Source organism: Zongyangia hominis (assembly GCF_014385095.1).
In the GTDB taxonomy this organism is placed as follows: domain Bacteria; phylum Bacillota; class Clostridia; order Oscillospirales; family Ruminococcaceae; genus Zongyangia; species Zongyangia hominis.
In genome coordinates, this window is sequence record NZ_JACRTC010000001.1 from 464,270 (window position 1) to 480,221 (window position 15,952).

At 55.3% G+C, this 15,952-nt stretch carries 18 protein-coding genes; 1 reads left to right on the plus strand and 17 read right to left on the minus strand.

The features are described 5' to 3' along the window. Nucleotides 1-4: 4 nt before the first annotated feature. The 17 genes from xseA to H8709_RS02095 form a co-directional block, all read right to left on the minus strand. Entirely contained in the window at nucleotides 5-1,210 is a 1,206-nt protein-coding gene (xseA, locus tag H8709_RS02015; protein WP_262396694.1) for an exodeoxyribonuclease VII large subunit, read from the minus strand. Further along, on the minus strand, nucleotides 1,207-2,145 hold the full coding sequence (locus H8709_RS02020) for a peptidase M22 (protein ID WP_262396695.1): 939 nt from the start codon (nucleotides 2,143-2,145) through the stop codon (nucleotides 1,207-1,209). Before H8709_RS02020 ends, xseA begins: the two co-directional genes overlap by 4 nt. After that, nucleotides 2,142-2,567 carry a transcription antitermination factor NusB gene (nusB, locus tag H8709_RS02025; RefSeq protein WP_262396696.1) on the minus strand — a complete coding sequence of 142 codons (426 nt, stop codon included), beginning with the start codon at nucleotides 2,565-2,567 and terminating at the stop codon, nucleotides 2,142-2,144. Before nusB ends, H8709_RS02020 begins: the two co-directional genes overlap by 4 nt. A 212-nt stretch (nucleotides 2,568-2,779) precedes the next feature. Next, nucleotides 2,780-3,139 (minus strand): Asp23/Gls24 family envelope stress response protein, encoded by a 360-nt coding sequence (locus H8709_RS02030; protein ID WP_262396697.1) that lies wholly within the window; start codon nucleotides 3,137-3,139, stop codon nucleotides 2,780-2,782. A gap of 111 nt (nucleotides 3,140-3,250) precedes the next feature. Then, nucleotides 3,251-3,793, minus strand: a complete 543-nt coding sequence (locus tag H8709_RS02035) for a SpoIIIAH-like family protein (protein ID WP_262396698.1) — start codon at nucleotides 3,791-3,793, stop codon at nucleotides 3,251-3,253. A gap of 86 nt (nucleotides 3,794-3,879) precedes the next feature. Continuing rightward, on the minus strand, nucleotides 3,880-4,467 hold the full coding sequence (locus tag H8709_RS02040) for a stage III sporulation protein AG (protein ID WP_262396699.1): 588 nt from the start codon (nucleotides 4,465-4,467) through the stop codon (nucleotides 3,880-3,882). Between the two features lies 1 nt (nucleotide 4,468). After that, nucleotides 4,469-4,960, minus strand: a complete 492-nt coding sequence (locus H8709_RS02045; protein WP_262396700.1) for a stage III sporulation protein AF — start codon at nucleotides 4,958-4,960, stop codon at nucleotides 4,469-4,471. A gap of 3 nt (nucleotides 4,961-4,963) precedes the next feature. Continuing rightward, the gene (locus tag H8709_RS02050; RefSeq protein WP_262396701.1) at nucleotides 4,964-6,121 is read right to left on the minus strand and encodes a stage III sporulation protein AE; all 1,158 of its coding nucleotides are present in this window, start codon (nucleotides 6,119-6,121) and stop codon (nucleotides 4,964-4,966) included. 30 nt (nucleotides 6,122-6,151) lie between these two features. Further along, nucleotides 6,152-6,541 (minus strand): stage III sporulation AC/AD family protein, encoded by a 390-nt coding sequence (locus H8709_RS02055; RefSeq protein WP_262396702.1) that lies wholly within the window; start codon nucleotides 6,539-6,541, stop codon nucleotides 6,152-6,154. Further along, nucleotides 6,538-6,732: a stage III sporulation protein AC gene (gene spoIIIAC, locus H8709_RS02060; protein ID WP_262396703.1), complete on the minus strand. Its 195-nt coding sequence runs from the start codon at nucleotides 6,730-6,732 to the stop codon at nucleotides 6,538-6,540. Before spoIIIAC ends, H8709_RS02055 begins: the two co-directional genes overlap by 4 nt. Before the next feature lie 279 nt (nucleotides 6,733-7,011). Further along, on the minus strand, nucleotides 7,012-7,506 hold the full coding sequence (locus H8709_RS02065; RefSeq protein ID WP_262396704.1) for a stage III sporulation protein AB: 495 nt from the start codon (nucleotides 7,504-7,506) through the stop codon (nucleotides 7,012-7,014). Further along, entirely contained in the window at nucleotides 7,427-8,473 is a 1,047-nt protein-coding gene (locus H8709_RS02070) for a stage III sporulation protein AA (protein WP_262396705.1), read from the minus strand. The genes H8709_RS02065 and H8709_RS02070 overlap by 80 nt, the downstream gene beginning before the upstream one ends. A gap of 106 nt (nucleotides 8,474-8,579) precedes the next feature. Continuing rightward, complete coding sequence (gene ligA, locus H8709_RS02075) at nucleotides 8,580-10,559, minus strand: NAD-dependent DNA ligase LigA (RefSeq protein ID WP_262396706.1); 1,980 nt, start codon at nucleotides 10,557-10,559, stop codon at nucleotides 8,580-8,582. Between the two features lie 104 nt (nucleotides 10,560-10,663). Then, a complete protein-coding gene (gene yunB / locus H8709_RS02080; RefSeq protein ID WP_262396707.1) occupies nucleotides 10,664-11,416 on the minus strand; it encodes a sporulation protein YunB in 753 nt (250 codons plus the stop codon). Nucleotides 11,417-11,669: 253 nt separating this feature from the next. Next, the gene (locus H8709_RS02085) at nucleotides 11,670-13,331 is read right to left on the minus strand and encodes an AMP-binding protein (protein ID WP_262396708.1); all 1,662 of its coding nucleotides are present in this window, start codon (nucleotides 13,329-13,331) and stop codon (nucleotides 11,670-11,672) included. A 26-nt stretch (nucleotides 13,332-13,357) separates the two neighbouring features. Further along, complete coding sequence (locus H8709_RS02090; RefSeq protein WP_262396709.1) at nucleotides 13,358-13,936, minus strand: helix-turn-helix domain-containing protein; 579 nt, start codon at nucleotides 13,934-13,936, stop codon at nucleotides 13,358-13,360. Between the two features lie 503 nt (nucleotides 13,937-14,439). Then, nucleotides 14,440-15,084 carry an HAD family hydrolase gene (locus H8709_RS02095; RefSeq protein WP_262396710.1) on the minus strand — a complete coding sequence of 215 codons (645 nt, stop codon included), beginning with the start codon at nucleotides 15,082-15,084 and terminating at the stop codon, nucleotides 14,440-14,442. A 288-nt stretch (nucleotides 15,085-15,372) separates the two neighbouring features. Here H8709_RS02095 and H8709_RS02100 point away from each other — a divergent pair, with 288 nt between their 5' ends. Further along, the gene (locus tag H8709_RS02100) at nucleotides 15,373-15,939 is read left to right on the plus strand and encodes a glycerol-3-phosphate responsive antiterminator (protein WP_392391641.1); all 567 of its coding nucleotides are present in this window, start codon (nucleotides 15,373-15,375) and stop codon (nucleotides 15,937-15,939) included. Nucleotides 15,940-15,952: the final 13 nt, after the last annotated feature.

Here is a 15,952-nt window from a genome sequence, read left to right on the forward strand (position 1 = left end):
TCACTTACTCCTTCTCTTGGCTTACCTGGATGATCCGAGCATCTACGCTCCCCTCACCCAGGCGGATCAGGACCTCATCGCCGTCGTACAGTTCTTTACTATGTTTGACGATTTGCCCCTGTTTATATACCACACTGTACCCCCGGGACAAAATCCCCAGGGGATTATAAGAATTGAGCAGCGCCGCCTGGTGGCTGAGCGCTGTCTCATGATTATTCATCTTGGACTGCATATTTTTACATATTGATTGTACCAAAAAATCCAGCCGCTGTCTATTTTTATCCACCAAAAATGTGGGAGACTTTATGCATTCTTTTTGTGAAAGTTGTTCGAGCCGGTGGATGCCGCCTTCAATTTTGGCGTCCATGGCCGCATAGAGCCGCACTTCGCCACCCGCCAATTGATAGGTCAAATCCACCTGGCTGGGTGAGACGAGCTCGGCAGCGGCCGACGGCGTCGGAGCACGCAGATCCGAAACAAAGTCGGCGATGGTGAAGTCCGTCTCGTGGCCCACGGCCGACACCACCGGCACCCGGCAGGCAAAGATGGCCCGGGCGAGCCGCTCGTCGTTAAACGCCCAAAGGTCCTCAATACTGCCGCCGCCCCGTCCGATGATGATGACGTCGGCCTGGCCGTACCGCTCCATAAGCTGTAAGGAGGCGATAAGATTCTCCGCCGCGTCTTCCCCTTGCACCTTGGAGGGGCAAAGCACCAAGCGGCACAGCGGATAGCGGCGGCCCAGGACGTTGCGGATGTCCTGGAGTACCGCGCCGGTCTCGGAGGTGATGACGCCCACCCGTTTGGGATAGGCGGGCAGCGGCTTTTTATACCGCTCGTCAAAGAGCCCCTCCGCCGCCAGCTTCGCTTTGAGCTGTTCATAGGCTAAATACAGCGCGCCCTTGCCCATGGGCTGCATGTCGTAGACATAAAGCTGATAGACGCCGTCCCGCTCAAATACGTCCACATCCCCCTTGACCACCACCTTCATGCCGTTTTGGGGGGCAAAACGGATGGAAGACGCGTAGCCGCGGAACATGACCGCCTTGACGGCGCACTTGCCGTCCTTGAGGGTGAAGTAAAAATGTCCGGATTTGACGTGGTTGACGAAGTTGGAAATCTCCCCTTCCACCAAAAGCCCGGAAAGTTGGGGATCTTCGACGAATTTGCCCTTGATGTAGTGGTTGAGCATGGAGACGGTCAAGACATTCATGGTTTCACCGCTTTCATGGAGGTTAAAATTGCCGTGCCGCAGGCGTTGTCGCTGGAAAAGGCGGGTGCTGCAAAGAAGGCGCCGTATCTTTTTTGCATGGCGTCCCGGATGATGGAATTGGACATGACGCCGCCGGCGCACAGGATGGGCAATTGCCCCACCTGGGAGAGGACGGCGTCCGCCATCCCCATGACGGCGGTTCCCACCGCCTCGATGCAGTATCGGGCCACCTGCTCGGGCGGCGCACCCTTGGAAAGAAGCTGCCTGCACTGATTTTCCACCCCCGAAAGGCAGCAGTCTGCCCCCTTCATGGTGGATCGCACCCGCACAGGCTCCCGCCAGCGAAGAGCCAGTTCCTCGAGCTGAGGGCCCGCCGGAAAGGAGAGGCCCAGCAGATGGCCCACCCGGTCCACGGCCTGCCCGGCCTTGAGATCCAGACTGGTGGCCATCAGCGTGATGTCAAAAATCCGCTCGGGATCCGGACGAATTAGCAGACACTCGGTGGTGCCCCCCGAAATGTGAAAAGCGAGGAAGGGGCGTTCGATGAGCGTCTTCTGTCCGGACGAAAAAACAGCGGCCATGATATGGCCGGCCTGATGGGAGAAAGAATAGAGCGGCACATGAAGGGCGCTCGCCACCGAGGTGGCCGACAGCTCCCCCACCAGGAAGCAGGGCATGTAAGATCCCTCCACATCCCGGGGACGGGCGGACACCCCCACCGCGCCAATTTTTTCGCACTCACGCGCAAAAAGCCGGGCAATGATGTCCGGCAGTTGCTTGACGTGGTGAAAGACCGCGTCGCTTTGTCTGAGCCCCACCTCGCCCTCTCGGACGGGAAGCAGCTTTTTTTCACTGAGGACCTCCCCGGTTTCCGCCCGGTAGAGAGCCGCCGAGGTGGTATAATTGCTGGTATCAATTCCTAAAAAACAGCTCATTCCTGTGATAGTTCCTCTTTGATTTTTTCTAGGTCTTTGGCCACAGCGCCCAGAACGCCGTTACAAAAAGAGGCGTCGTCCTCGGTGGCGTATTTTTTCGCAATCTCCACCGCTTCGTTGATGGAGACGCTCACCGGTACCTCTTCCATATAAAGCATTTCACTGATGGACATGCGCAGGATGGCCAAGGACACCTTGACAATCCGCTCCAGCTTCCACTTGGTGGAATATTTGTCGATGAGCGCGTCTACAGCCTCCAAATGGCCATAGACGGCCTCGGCGAGACGGTAGGAAAACTTGTCCACATTAAGGTCTCGGCCCGCCTGGGCGTTTTCGATGATGGTGTCAAGAGAGTCCTGCTGGTTGAAGGACTTTTCAAATACCAGGATAAAAGCCTGTTCTCTGGCTTCACTTCTCGTCATAATGCTACTCCATTCTGCCTCACAGCCGGAAAGGACAAGATAAGCTTGCCGGTTTCCGGAAGGGCATGGGATTTCCAGATGAATGTAAAGGATATATAGATTATTTTACCATAAAAACTACGGTGATTCCACTTGTTTTTCTCATCTTTTCTTCATTGCCTTCTTGCGGCGAAAAAAGCCCCCCGTCAAAAAAGACGGAGGGCAAAATAAGCTTACTGGGCGGCGGCTTCCTCAAAGACGATGCCGGCCACGGTGACATTGACCTTGGACACGGTGATGCCGGTCATGTTTTGGACCGACTCTTTGACGCCGGACTGAATCTGCTCCGCAACCTGGGGAACTTTGGCGCCAAACTTCAGATTAACGTTGAGGTCGATGACGGCGATGTCGTCGTTGAGCTCAATGCGGATGGCCTTTCCCTTGGCCGGATGAAATCCCTTGATGGGTGCCACAAAGGGCGCCAGGGACGCGACGCCTTCCACCTCGGTGGCGGCGAACTTTGCGATGGTGGCAAGTACGTCTTCCGATATTTTCAGGCTTCCGATCGCCTCTTTGTTTGGTCTTTGTTCCATAGTTGCGGCCTCCTTTGGTGTTGCGCCGGCACTGTGGCCCATCCGCACACCATCATGAAATTCCTTGTGGTGAAATTAGTACTATTATACCACAAAAAATGGATTTCACAACTATTTGACTTCGACTATCGAGATATTTTCTACCGGCACATCGGTCTCCTGCAACAGGATTTCCTTGATCTGCGCCGCTTCGTTTTCTAATAAGCCGTCGGTTTTGACGATGACGTTGGCCTTGTCGTCGTCAATGTAGGCGATGCAATCGGCAAAGCCTTTGGCTTTGATCAGGTTTTCAATCCGGCTTTCGGTTTCGATGGCGCTGGCGATCTGGGAAGCCTGGGCGGAGAGCGTCTCCTTCTGGTCCTCTTCGATGCTGGTGTCGGAAATCATGGTCTGGATGGTTTCCACCGCTTCATCTCTCGTCTTCTGGCGGCTGAGCTTGGCTTCGGCAAAATAGGTTTCCGCATCCTTTTCTTCCACGCCGTTTTGGTTGTCGACATACTGGGCGTCGCCATAGTTTTTCACATTGGACTCGGTCTGGCCGGTGACGGCCAAATCATTGCCGCTGGAAAACTGCCAATTGAGATAGATGGCGATGCCCAGCACCAGGATGAGGGATGCTAAGATGATCTGTCTTTTTCCAATAATCATATTCATGGTTGTTCCTCCTGAAGTCAGTTTGATTTTTCTATCATGCTCGCGGCGGAAAGGAGCTGCTTCCCGCCGCGCTAAGCCATGGAAACTCATCCGCCCAGCTTGGTGACGCACACTTTGCTGGCCGAGATGTCGAGGGCGACGGTGACCGCATCAATGACCCGCTGCTGTACGGCGATGCTGTCCCCGCCCTCACAGACCACCACCACGCCTTTGACCTTGGGTTCAATCTGCTTTTGAATCAGCGCTTGTTTTTGTCCATTTTCATCTTCTACCAAAATCAGATTGCTTTCCTTCACGTCCTTGGTCTGGGTCTTTTTCGACTCCCCGGAACCCACGTCCTCCGTACGGTCCCGGCTGTCCTTGGTTTCGCTGGCGTAGACATACTCCTCCGAGCTTGCCAGGGTCACCATGACCTTATTCTCCCCCACCCCCTCGATGGAGGAAACGATCTGGTCGATTTTCTCTTCCAGGGTTTCGGTGTAATTTGCCATCACCTGCTTGGAATCTATGTCGGCCGTCTGCGGTTTCTTTTGTGTCTTGGAGCCGCATTCGGAAAGAAGAATCATGAGAATGCCCGCGATGCCGATGAGCACTATCACTTTGACCTTGGTGTCCTTGCCAAAGAGCTTGGCGGCCCCGGCTTTAATTATCTGCCACGTGCTTTTAAAGTCCACCTCAATACACCTCCTTCACATAGGTGATCTCCGGCTTTTTCCCCAGATCCTTTTCGATTTGTCGGCTGATGGCCTGGTCTTGTGAAAGAAAGGCATCTGGGAGGGTAAGTTCTATTTGATTAATTACTATGCCGGACTTGTCGTCTACATTCATGTTTATGTTGATTTTGGACTGCTCAATGCCAAAACTTTTGAGGATGCTTTCGATGTGGGACTCGATGGTATCGGTCACGGTTTTGATCAGCTGTCCATTGATCGTCTCGTTTAAATCCGACGCGTGGTCCTGGGTTTTCTGCTCGAGTTCATCGGTGAGGACATCGTCAAAGCGCAGATTGCCAAAGGCAAAGGGGGTGATGATACAGCAGAGCATAAACAGAGACAGGGTAATCTTGAAGACCTTGGCGAGATTCTTTGACGGCGTGAGCATATAGATGAGGGACCCCGCCACCATGCAGCAGCAAAGGGAAAAGGCCCATTCTCTGATGACTTCCATATGTTATCCCCCCGTTCCCAGCATCATCATGATGGTGGTGGTAATGATGATGAGCATCATGAAGCAAAGGATGATGGAGAGAATGATGCTGATGACGCTGGAGGTGGCCTTGAGTACCGGCGCGATCCCCTCCACCCCGAGAAAGTCCGCCACGATCTGGGAGACCTTGGTCACCAGCAGCCAGGAGACGCTCTCGATGAGCAGCGGAAGGAAGGTAAGCACGGCGATGATAATGCCGTAGGCCCCCACCGAGGTCTTGAGGAGCTTGACGCAGCTTTGCACCGAGCCCAGCGCGTCGGAGAGAGCCCCGCCCACCACGGGGATCACGCTGCTGATGAGGAACTTGGTGGCCTTGAGGGACACGGTGTCCGCGCTGGAAGCGACGATGCCTTGGATGGAGAGAATGCCCACGAAGACGGTGAGTAGCCCGCCCAATGCCCAGCAGACAAAGGACTTGATGCTGTCTGCGATCTTATAAAGCTGAAATTCGGGGTTGATGGACGCGACGATGGCGATGGCTAGATAGATACCCAAGAAGGGTACGAGCGTCCGGGAAACGAGGACCGAGACAATCTCCGCCGCCCAGAAGAGAAAGATCTGGTAGGAGGTGGAGGTGACGATCTGTCCCCCGGCGGTCATCACCCCGGAAAGAACGGGGACAAAGCTGATGAGAAAATTGGAGCAGTCGAAGATGGTTTTCCCGGTCTTGGAGATGCAGTCGATGACCGGGGTGATGACCGCTGCGCAGATGCACAGGATGGACACCACGTGGAAAACTTCGTTGAGCCGGTTTTTGGCGATGGACTGCTTGAGGGTATTCATCAAAGCGCATAAAACAATGATGCCCACCACGATGGCCAGCAGCTTGATGGGGCGTACGACGATCCCCTTGATCTGGTCGACAAAGAAAGGGAGGAACTCTTTGGGCGATAAGGAGAGAATTTTCTGAAAGGAAATGGTGTCGAGCCCCAGGTCATAGAGGGACTCCTTGACCTCCTCCGGCGCGTTTTCGATGAGCTCATCGGCGCCTGACGACTGGAGCTGTTCGTCAAACTGCTCCTGGATGTCGGGACTTTGAGACTGACTTTCTCCCGAGGAAGCCGCGTGCACCGGGACGGTGAGAAGCACGAGCACCAATAGAAACAGCAGTATTTTTTTCATGGGCCATCCTCTTTTTTACACATCCGCCCTTTAGGCGTTAATCAGTTTGGAGGCGATGGAGAGCAGCACGTTAAACAGCGGCAGACTGACTAACAGCACGGCGACTCTGCCTGCGATCTCGATTTTGGAGGCGATGGCTGTCTGCCCGGCGTCCACGCAGGCGTCACTAGCCAGCTGGGTGACAAAGCAGATGCCCAGCGATTTAAATAGGATGCCGGTATACTCAAACTCCATGTTGATATTGGAAAAAAGGTCGCGGATCTGTTCAAAAATCGGAAGGGACTGTACCAGAACAACCAAAAATACGGTGACTCCCACCGCCAGGCTGACACCGATGGCATATTCGGGCTTGTACTGCTTGAGCAGCACCGCCAGCACCATGCCCACAATGCCGATGCCGATGATGGTGATGATATTCATAATCCGAAGACCGATTTGACCACAGTGAAGAGATTGCTGATTTCATAGACAATCATCATGAGCACCACAATGAGACCGGCAAGCGTCGTCATCATCGCCTGCTCTTCCCTGCCGGAGCGGATGAGCACCTGGTTGAGCACAGCCACTATAATTCCGATTGCCGCAATTTTAAAGATCAAATCCACATCCATAATTTTTCATCGTCCTTTCCTCCAAACTTGTCCTTTGCATTATAGATATGCCTGTCCTCTTCACTTCAGAACCACTTTTTGTCCGAAGTCCCCTTCCGCGGCAAAACGGGGCCTTTGTGTGCGACGCCTGCCGGGCCTGGGTGTATAGCACAAGAGGCATGTGCGCAAGCACCTCTTACCATAGACCCGAGTCTGAGCTCCTCCGTCGCTGCCTCGGTGGATTGATATATAAAAATCCGGGAAGGAAATCTTCTCGCTTTCCTTCCCGGATTTTTTTGGTTAAACGGTGAGCAGGATCAAAAAGACGCCGCTAAGCACTCCCAGGGTCCGATAGAGGCCGCCGTTTTGCCTTTTATACTCCTGGGCCTCGTTTAAGGTCTGACGCATCCTCTGCAGCGCCAGGGCGATGATGGCAAGCTGGCCCTCCACGTCGGTGCATCCGAGCTGCTCCCCCAGCTCATAGAGGGGGGCGAGGTCCTGTTTTTTAACCGCCAGCATGGGGAGGGCGTGGTCCAGCGACAGTTTCCAAGCCTCCGGAAAGGGGACATCCCGCCCCAGCAGCCCGGCGCACTCCTCTGGAAAGAGGAGATTCTGGCACGCGGTGTTCCCTTGTAGTTCCAAAAAGAGGGTGGGAAGGGGCGGCATGGTGTACCGAATTTGGGTGGACATCAGCTGCAGAAAGGTCATCACATCCTCAAGCTGAGCGACCCGCCGGGTCAGGGACTGGGAGGCCCTGTGTCCAGCATAGGCGCCAGCGGCGATCATACAAATCATTCCTAAGATTTTCAGCATCCTTTTCACCTGCCTGATAGATAGAATGGACCCGGCCCGGCTGGGAGGCATCCCCCAGGAAGCACAGGGTGGAAAAAGCGCCGGAATCGACGAGGGGTCGGATGGCGGTCCGGGAGAACAGCTCCTCCATGGAACCGGCGTGGACGGTGGCGATCATGGTGACGCCGGCATAGACGCTGGCCATGAGCCCCGCGGCATCCCGCTCGTCCCCAATCTCGTCGCAGAGGATATAATCAGGAGAGAGGGTGCGTATGGCCTGGAGGATGGCATCCCCTTTGGGATAGCCGCTGAGAACGTCGCAGCAGTAGCCCAGATTATTTTGCGGCACGCCGCCGCTCATGGCCGCCAGCTCCCCCCGCTCGTCGATAACGGTGGTTTTGAATATTTGCCCCAGTGAGCCGTCCCCCAGCTGACGGGCCAAATCCCGCAGGACGGTGGTCTTGCCGCACCCGGGAACCCCGGCGAGCAGCGTTCCGCCCACCCTGCCCCCCAGCGCCTGGACGAGAGGCCCCGCGGCGCCGGTTACCTCCCTGGCGACGCGAATATTGAGGGAGGAGATGTCTCTTACCCCGGCGATCTCCCCCGCCTCGCAGACACAGGTACCGCAGATACCCACCCGATGTCCGCCGGGCAGGGTGATGAAGCCCCGGCGCAAATCCTCCTGGTGGGCGTGGACGCTGTATCCGCACACGGTGCGAAAGCATTCGGTGAGCAGTGGGCGGTCCACCACCAGCGCGTCGTCAGAGGGTTGTCCCGTGAGAAGGCCCGAAGCGGCGAGAAAGAAATGTCCTTTTCCAGTGCACAGATGTATGGGAAGTCCCGCTCGGATGCGGATTTCCCGGATTTGCCGCTTCTCCTGTGGGGGGAGGGCGAGGAGCAGCGCTCGTATGCGCGCGGGCAGCACGGCGGCCGCCTGGTCGAACTTTTTGTCTGTGGGAAGAAATGCCATACTGTCACCTTCTTTTTTCTATCTCTATGCGCTGGGTGGACAAGATATGTCCGCGGACAATAGAAAAGGCGCCGTCCCTTTTGGGACGACGCCATCAACAGTAAGATTACGCAATCATATTTAAAAATTCAGTTTCTGTAAGAATGGTCACACCCAGCTCCTGGGCTTTCACGAGCTTGCTGCCCGCCTCCTCGCCAGCCACCACATAGGTGGTCTTTTTGGAGACGCTGGAGGAGACCTTGCCGCCCAGCTTTTCGATGGCGGCCTTGGCCTCGCTGCGGGTCATCTGGGAGAGAGTGCCGGTCAAAACGAAGGTGGACCCCGCCAAGCGGGATTCGGTGACCACCTTGGTGTTTTCCATGAGGACTCCGGCTTCTTTGAGCTTGGAGATTTCCTCCATTGTGGTATCCATCGCAAAAAAGCGGATGAGGCTCTCGGCCATGATCATGCCGAAGCCGTCGATGGCGGCCACCTCCTCCGCTGTGGCGACCATCACAGCATCCAGGGTGCCGAATTTTATAGCCAGCAGATCGGCGGCCTTTTGTCCGATGTTGCGGATGCCAAAGGCAAAGAGCAGCCGGGCAAGCCCCGCCTTCTTCGATTTTTCCAGGGAGTTCATCAGATTCTGGGCCGACTTTTCCCCCATCCGTTCCATATCCTTGACGTCGTCCTTTTTTAAGGAGTAGAGGTCGCAGGCGCCTTTGATTAACCCTTTGTCGATGAGGGCTTCAATGATGGCGGGGCCCAGGCCCTCGATGTCCATGGCGTCCCGGGAAGCGAAGTGGATCACGGTCCGAAGGAGCTGGGCCGGACATTCGGGGTTAATACAGCGCAGGGCCGCTTCGTCCTCCTCCCGTACCGCTGTACTGCCGCAGGAGGGGCAGACGATAGGTATCTGATAAACCTGGGAACCCTCGCAGTGGCGGGCTACGGCCACCACCTCCGGGATGATATCCCCGGCCTTGCGCACCACAATGGTGTCCCCGATCCCGATTTCCTTCTCATCAATGAAGTCCTGGTTGTGGAGGACGGCCCGGCTGACGGTGGTCCCCGCCAGAGGGATGGGGTCAAAGATGGCGGTGGGGGTCAGCACGCCGGTGCGCCCCACCTTGATCTGGATTTCCTTAAGGGTGGTCTCCTTTTCCTCGGGTGGGAACTTGAAGGCCACCGCCCAGCGCGGATATTTGGCCGTGGAACCCAAGAGTTCCCGCTGGGAAAAGTCGTTGACCTTGATGACCGCGCCGTCGATGTCATAGGGGTAGTTCCCCCGCATGGAGCCGATGTGCTCCACCTCTCGGATGGCGTCCTCGATGTTGTCAAACATCTGGAAGGTGGGTATCACCTTGAAGCCAAGCTCGGAGAGCAGGACCAGGGAATCATAGTGGTTCTGGATGTCGATGCCCTCGATCTGCTGGACGTTGAAGACAAAGATGTCCAGCCGCCGTTTGGCGGTGATCTTGGGGTCCTTCTGCCGCAGGCTCCCGGCGGCCGCGTTGCGGGGATTTTTAAAGGGCTGTTCCCCGCCCACTTCCTGCTGGGCCACCAGCTCCAAGAAGTTCTGGCGGGGCATATAGACTTCCCCCCGCACTTCCAGCCGCGCCACCTCCCGGCGCAGCCGCATGGGGATGGAGGGCACCGTCTTTAGATTCTGGGTCACGTCTTCCCCCACCAGACCGTCCCCACGGGTGGAGCCGCGGACAAATTTGGATTTTTCATATTCCAGCGAGACGGAGAGCCCGTCAATTTTGGGCTCTACCACATAGAGGGGGTTTTCGATGCTCTCCCGCACCTTTTCGTCAAAGGCGGTGAGCTCCGCCGTATCAAAAACGTCCCGCAGGCTCCCCATCTGCACGGTATGGGTCACGCTTTCAAAGGTGTTGAGCGCCATGCCCCCCACCCGCACGGTGGGGGAATCGTCGGTCCGGTATGCGGGGAACTGCTCCTCCAAGTCCATCAGCTCATGGAGCATCTGGTCGTATTGATAGTCCTCCACCGTGGGCCGGTCCAGTACATAATATTGATAGCTGAGCTCCTCCAAAACGGCGCGCAGTTCTTCGATTCTTTTTTTCGCCTCAGATTGTTCCATCAAAAACTATAACCTCTTCCCTTTTGCGTCCTGCCGGGAAACATCTTCCCGGCGGCCTCCCTCATTCCCGACGAAGGAGGAAGATGACATTATTATACCATAAATTAGTCCAAAATATCATCCATAGAATGTTTAATGCGGTTGTCGTTGGCATTATAGTCATTGATGTCGGACATGTTGACATTGCTCCCGTCCTCCACATTGGTGTAGGCTTCGGGGATGGGGCCGACAATGATGGTCTCCGCGATGCAAAAGTTGGTGGACGCCGAAAACTCGGTGGAAAAGCCGGGAATGACGGCGGTAAACTGTACGTCGATATCCAGCATGATCTGGTGGCGGGTCTGGTTGATGCCGGCGCTGTCAAACTGGTTTTGGAGGCTCGTATGGACGCTTCCCACCGGGATCAGCCGGAAATTGATATTGGGCCCATAGCCGGAAATCCACTTACTCCCCAGCACGGTACCAAGCGGTATCCCTATGGCCTGGAAGCCTGGCGTCTGGAGCTGCTCATCCACCGCATCGGAAATGCGGGCCTTGAGACGGCTGATGGCCAGCGCATCCGTTTCAATGGCGCTGACCTGGCTGTCCTCCCCCTTTTGCAGGGTCACCAAATCGTCGTAGGAAAGGTCCTGCTGTTCCAGCTCTTCCAATACGGCGGCATTGAGAGCCCGGCTGGCATAGATCTTCATTTGATAGTTAACGACGGTGGAGATGGTCTGCTGGAGCTTCCCATCCAAGTACCAGCAGATGGCCCCCAAAATGACGGCAACCGTCAGACATTTGACGGCGATTCCCTTTTTGGCTCTCCGTCGCCGCAGCTTTGTCATCGCCATCTCCCCTTTCTTCCATCTCAGCATTTTATGCGTTTTGGAAGGAAAACGTTCTCCTATCACAGAAAAAAGATAAGAAAACACGCAGTTTTGACGATTGCTTAAAGTCTGCACACCATGCTCTTTCAAATGGAAAGCGGCCGAAAGAAGGCTTAAGAAAAAAAGCCCGCCAGGCCGATGGGCCAGGCGGGCAAAGAAAATGCCGATCTTCGGAATGTAGCGAAGGGCGCGGTAAAACCTCCCCCATAAAAAACAGCCGCGTAAAAGCGGCTGTTTTACTTTAATGATTGTCGTTATTGCGGATATCAACACGCTTGATCTTGCCGCTGATGGTCTTGGGCAGATCGTCGACAAATTCCACGATACGGGGATATTTATAAGGGGCGGTCTGTTTCTTGACGTACTGCTGCAGCTCCTTGACCAGCTCATCGGAGGGCTGGTGATTCTTTGTCAGCACGATGGTGGCCTTAACCACCTGGCCGCGGACGGGATCGGGCGCGCCGGTGACGGCACATTCCAGCACTGCGGGGTGCTCCATCAGGACGCTTTCGATCTCGAAAGGCCCGATGCGGTAACCGGAAGCCTTGATGACGTCGTCGGTGCGGCCGACATACCAATAGAAGCCGTCCTCGTCCTTCCACGCCGTGTCGCCGGTGTGATAGAGGCCGTCGTGCCAGGCCTCCCGGGTCTTATCCTCATTGCGGTAGTAGCTGCAGAAAAGGCCCGGCTGTTTTTTGCCTTCCTCGGTGCGGACACAGATTTCTCCCACCTCGCCGGGGGCCACCGTGTTGCCGTCCTCGTCAAAGAGGTCCACATTATAAAGCGGCGACGGCTTGCCCATGGAGCCGGGTTTGGGCTCGGTGCCGTGGAGGTTTGCCAGAAGTAGGGTGGTTTCGGTCTGGCCGAAGCCCTCCATCAGCTTGAGGCCGGTGTATTCATAGAAGCGGTTGTAGACCTCGGGGTTGAGTGCCTCGCCCGCCGTGGTGGCATAGCGCAGGCTGGACAGGTCGTAGTTGCCCATGCCCTCCTTGATGAAGAAGCGGTAGATGGTGGGCGGCGCGCAGAAGGTGGTGATGCGGTGCTCCTCGATCATGTGCAGCAGGTCCGCGGGGACGAATTTCCCGGCAAAATCATAGACAAAGATGCAGCTGGCCGCAAACCATTGGCCGTAGAGCTTGCCCCAGACCGCTTTGCCCCATCCAGTCTCGGAGACGGTGAGATGGACGTCGTCGGCGTGAATATTATGCCAGTGCTTGGCGGTGATGATGTGGCCCAGCGCATAGTAGTGGTCGTGGATGACCATCTTGGGGTAGCCGGTGGTGCCGGAAGTGAAGTAAAGGAGCATGTAATCGGTGACCTTGGTCTCCACCCGTTCCAGATGCTCGTCGGCCTTCTCCACCTCTGCGTCGAAGTTAAACCAGCCCTCCCGCTCGCCGTTGGCTACGAATTTGGCCTGCATGCCGTGATATTTTTCGCAGGCTTCGTCAGTGTATTTGGTCACGTCGCCGGCGCCGGTTGCTACGATGGCCTTGATGTCAGCCGCCTCAAAGCGATAGACCAAATCCTTGGTGGTCAGCAGATTGGTGGCCGGGATGGTGACGGCGCCGATTTTGTGCAGGGCCAGGATGGCGATCCAAAACTGATAGTGGCGTTTGAGGATGAGCATGACCATGTCGCCCTTGCCAATGCCGTGGCTGAGAAACATATTGGCCGCTTTATCGCTCAGGCGCTTGAGATCGGAGAAGGTGAAGACTCTCTCCGCTCCGGAGTCGTCGCACCAAATCATGGCGCGGCGGTCGGGTTCCAGCCGGGCAATCTCGTCGATGACGTCATAACCGAAGTTAAAATTGTCGGCGCAGGTAATTTCAAACTGGTCCAAAACGCCGTGTTCATCAAAATGCTCCTTGCAAAAACGCTGATAAAAATGTTCCATATTATCCATAGGTCTATTCCTCCGAAGTATCAGTTTTATTCTTGATCACCTTTTTTGAGCACCACCGCCAGGAAGACGCACTCCTTGCCGCCGGTGGCTATCATGCCGTGGCCGTGGCCGGAATCGTAGTAGATGGCGTCCCCTTCGTGTAAAACCTCGATGTGGTCCTCCATGGCAACCTTTAAGCTGCCGCTGATGATATAGTCAAATTCCTGTCCCTCGTGGGTGGAGAGCTTGATGGGAGCCGTCTGCTCCTCCTCAAAGTAGGGCGCTGTAACAAGGAAGGGTTCGGCTACCTTGCTACGGAATCTCGATGCCATGTGCTGGTAGTTAAAGCCCTTTCTGCGCTTGATGGGAAGACCCTTGCCGCTGCGGGTGATGGAGTAGAAGGAGAGCTTCGGGCGGTCGCCGGTGAGAATCTCCACAATGTCCACACCGAACATTTCCGCACATTTATAGAGGAAAGTGAAGGAGAAATCGGACTTTCCCGCTTCCATATCGGCGTATTCTTCCGCCGTTACCCCTGTGCCCTCGGCCATCTGTTCCACACTAAAGCCCATAATGTCACGGAGTGTTTTTATTCTCTCTGCGATTTCAAAGATCTGAGTTTCCATGGTATCGTCCCCTTTTCATGGTTTTTGCCTGTTTTTGGCCCAATGATACAGTTTGCTACGGCAAAGAAAAAATAAAAAAGCTCGTCCCAATCATAAAGATTGGGACGAGCTTGTAAACAAAACCCGCGGTACCACCCAAATTGCATTGCTGCCGCTTTAGCAGGATTCCAACAAATCCCCGACCTTAACGCGGTCCAACGGGAGAACCCTACTCGCATTCCGCTTTCAGGACCCGGCTCAGAAGTGATATCCTTGTCTCCACCTTTTCCGGTTCACACCAACCACCGGCTCTCTGCAAAAGGCTGCGGATACAGGACGCCTTCATCGACGCTTTTGACTTTGTGGCTTTTATGATAGTCCAATTGGAACACTTTGTCAATAGGTTCTTTTTGATTTTTTTGAAAGAATTTTTATGAGCCTACCGCTCTTCTCGAGTTTCCTCTTGTCTATCCCTACAAAAACGGAACGTTTTCCCCGTCAAAACGACGACGAATTCTCCATTTTTAAAGTAGACCAAGGATTTCTTGCGGCGTGCCGACGATGGCGTCGGCGCCATTTTCTCTGAGCTCCTCCGGCGCGCGGAATCCCCAGGACACGCCGATGGTGTAGCAGCCGGCGTTCTTTCCCGTCTGCATATCCACGCCGGAATCCCCCACATAGATGCTTTCTTTGGCGCTCACCCCCACCCGGTCGAGCGCTTCAAACACGGCGGTGGGATCTGGCTTTTTGGGCACGTCGTCCCGCTGGCCCAAAATCACGTCGAAGACGCCGGGGAAGATGCTCTCGATGAGCTGTACCACAAAGTTGTGGGCTTTGTTGGAGACAACAATCATTTTGATGCCCTTTTCCCTGCACCGTCCCAGCATATCCTCAATGCCGTCATAGGGCTTCGTATAGTCCACGGTGTGCGCGGCATAGTAGGCGTCGAATTCGGCCTTGATTTTGGCTCTGATTTCTTCGTCCTGGGCGTCGGCGGGTAAGATGCGCTTGACCAGGTTATAGACTCCATTGCCCACAAAGAGCTTGTAGGCCTCCACCTCATGGGTGGGATAGCCGTAGACTTCCAGCGCGTGGTTACAGCTGACGGCCAAGTCGGTCAGCGTATTGAGGAGCGTCCCATCTAAATCGAATATCGCAGCTTTTTTCAAAAATACTTCCTCCCCCGGTTTCTGAGTTACTAGCATAAAAAACTGATGCGCAGGAGTATCCGCGCTATGCGCTTCACTCCTCACGCGTGAAGATAACCAATAGCTATTTTTAGTCCATACAGACTATTTTCATTATAGTGACTCCCCCACTCTTGTCAAGCAGAAGGGCCCCAAAACCCAACAGAATTACCAAAGAACCGGTCGGATTTTATCGAACCGGTCCTATTTTCTTTTGCGGGTGGGTAGGGTATAATAAAGTGAGAAAATGGGAGAATGGAGGCAGGAGCATTGCGTCAGGATTTCACGGAGCTGTTGGAGGGCTCCCCCATCATCGCCGCGGTCAAGGACTTTCACGGACTAGAAGTGTGCATGACATCGGAGTGCCGGGTGGTCTTTGTCCTCTTTGGGGACATCTGCAACATCGCCCAGATCGTCCACACCATCAAAGCCGGGGGCAAGACCGCCATCGTCCATATCGACCTCATCGACGGGCTTTCTTCCAAGGATGTGGCGGTACGCTTCCTCAGGGAAAACACCGAGGCGGACGGCATCATCAGCACCCGGACCAATCTGATCAAGCTCGCCCATGAGCAGGGATTTCTCACCATCCAGCGCTTCTTCCTCATCGATTCCATCGCCCTTGCCAACGTGCGCAAGACCATGGACGGAGGCGTAGCCGACTTTGTGGAGATCCTGCCCGGCGTTATGCCCAAGATCGTCCGCCGCATCGCCTCTTATAGCGCCGCCCCCCTCATCGCGGGCGGGCTCATCTCCGACAAGGAGGATGTCATTTCCATCCTGCAGGCGGGGGCCACGGCCATATCCACCACCTGTGCGGATTGTTGGTTTATGTAAGATTTCCAGAAAG

Excerpts from the sequence above, each read along its gene's own strand:
- xseA (WP_262396694.1), bottom strand. The coding sequence starts at position 1,210 with ATGAATGTCTTGACCGTCTCCATGCTCAACCACTACATCAAGGGCAAA.
- H8709_RS02020 (WP_262396695.1), bottom strand. The coding sequence starts at position 2,145 with ATGAGCTGTTTTTTAGGAATTGATACCAGCAATTATACCACCTCGGCG.
- nusB (WP_262396696.1), bottom strand. The coding sequence starts at position 2,567 with ATGACGAGAAGTGAAGCCAGAGAACAGGCTTTTATCCTGGTATTTGAA.
- H8709_RS02030 (WP_262396697.1), bottom strand. The coding sequence starts at position 3,139 with ATGGAACAAAGACCAAACAAAGAGGCGATCGGAAGCCTGAAAATATCG.
- H8709_RS02035 (WP_262396698.1), bottom strand. The coding sequence starts at position 3,793 with ATGAATATGATTATTGGAAAAAGACAGATCATCTTAGCATCCCTCATC.
- H8709_RS02045 (WP_262396700.1), bottom strand. The coding sequence starts at position 4,960 with ATGGAAGTCATCAGAGAATGGGCCTTTTCCCTTTGCTGCTGCATGGTG.
- H8709_RS02050 (WP_262396701.1), bottom strand. The coding sequence starts at position 6,121 with ATGAAAAAAATACTGCTGTTTCTATTGGTGCTCGTGCTTCTCACCGTC.
- H8709_RS02055 (WP_262396702.1), bottom strand. The coding sequence starts at position 6,541 with ATGAATATCATCACCATCATCGGCATCGGCATTGTGGGCATGGTGCTG.
- spoIIIAC (WP_262396703.1), bottom strand. The coding sequence starts at position 6,732 with ATGGATGTGGATTTGATCTTTAAAATTGCGGCAATCGGAATTATAGTG.
- H8709_RS02065 (WP_262396704.1), bottom strand. The coding sequence starts at position 7,506 with ATGATTTGTATGATCGCCGCTGGCGCCTATGCTGGACACAGGGCCTCC.
- H8709_RS02070 (WP_262396705.1), bottom strand. The coding sequence starts at position 8,473 with ATGGCATTTCTTCCCACAGACAAAAAGTTCGACCAGGCGGCCGCCGTG.
- ligA (WP_262396706.1), bottom strand. The coding sequence starts at position 10,559 with ATGGAACAATCTGAGGCGAAAAAAAGAATCGAAGAACTGCGCGCCGTT.
- yunB (WP_262396707.1), bottom strand. The coding sequence starts at position 11,416 with ATGCTGAGATGGAAGAAAGGGGAGATGGCGATGACAAAGCTGCGGCGA.
- H8709_RS02085 (WP_262396708.1), bottom strand. The coding sequence starts at position 13,331 with ATGGATAATATGGAACATTTTTATCAGCGTTTTTGCAAGGAGCATTTT.
- H8709_RS02090 (WP_262396709.1), bottom strand. The coding sequence starts at position 13,936 with ATGGAAACTCAGATCTTTGAAATCGCAGAGAGAATAAAAACACTCCGT.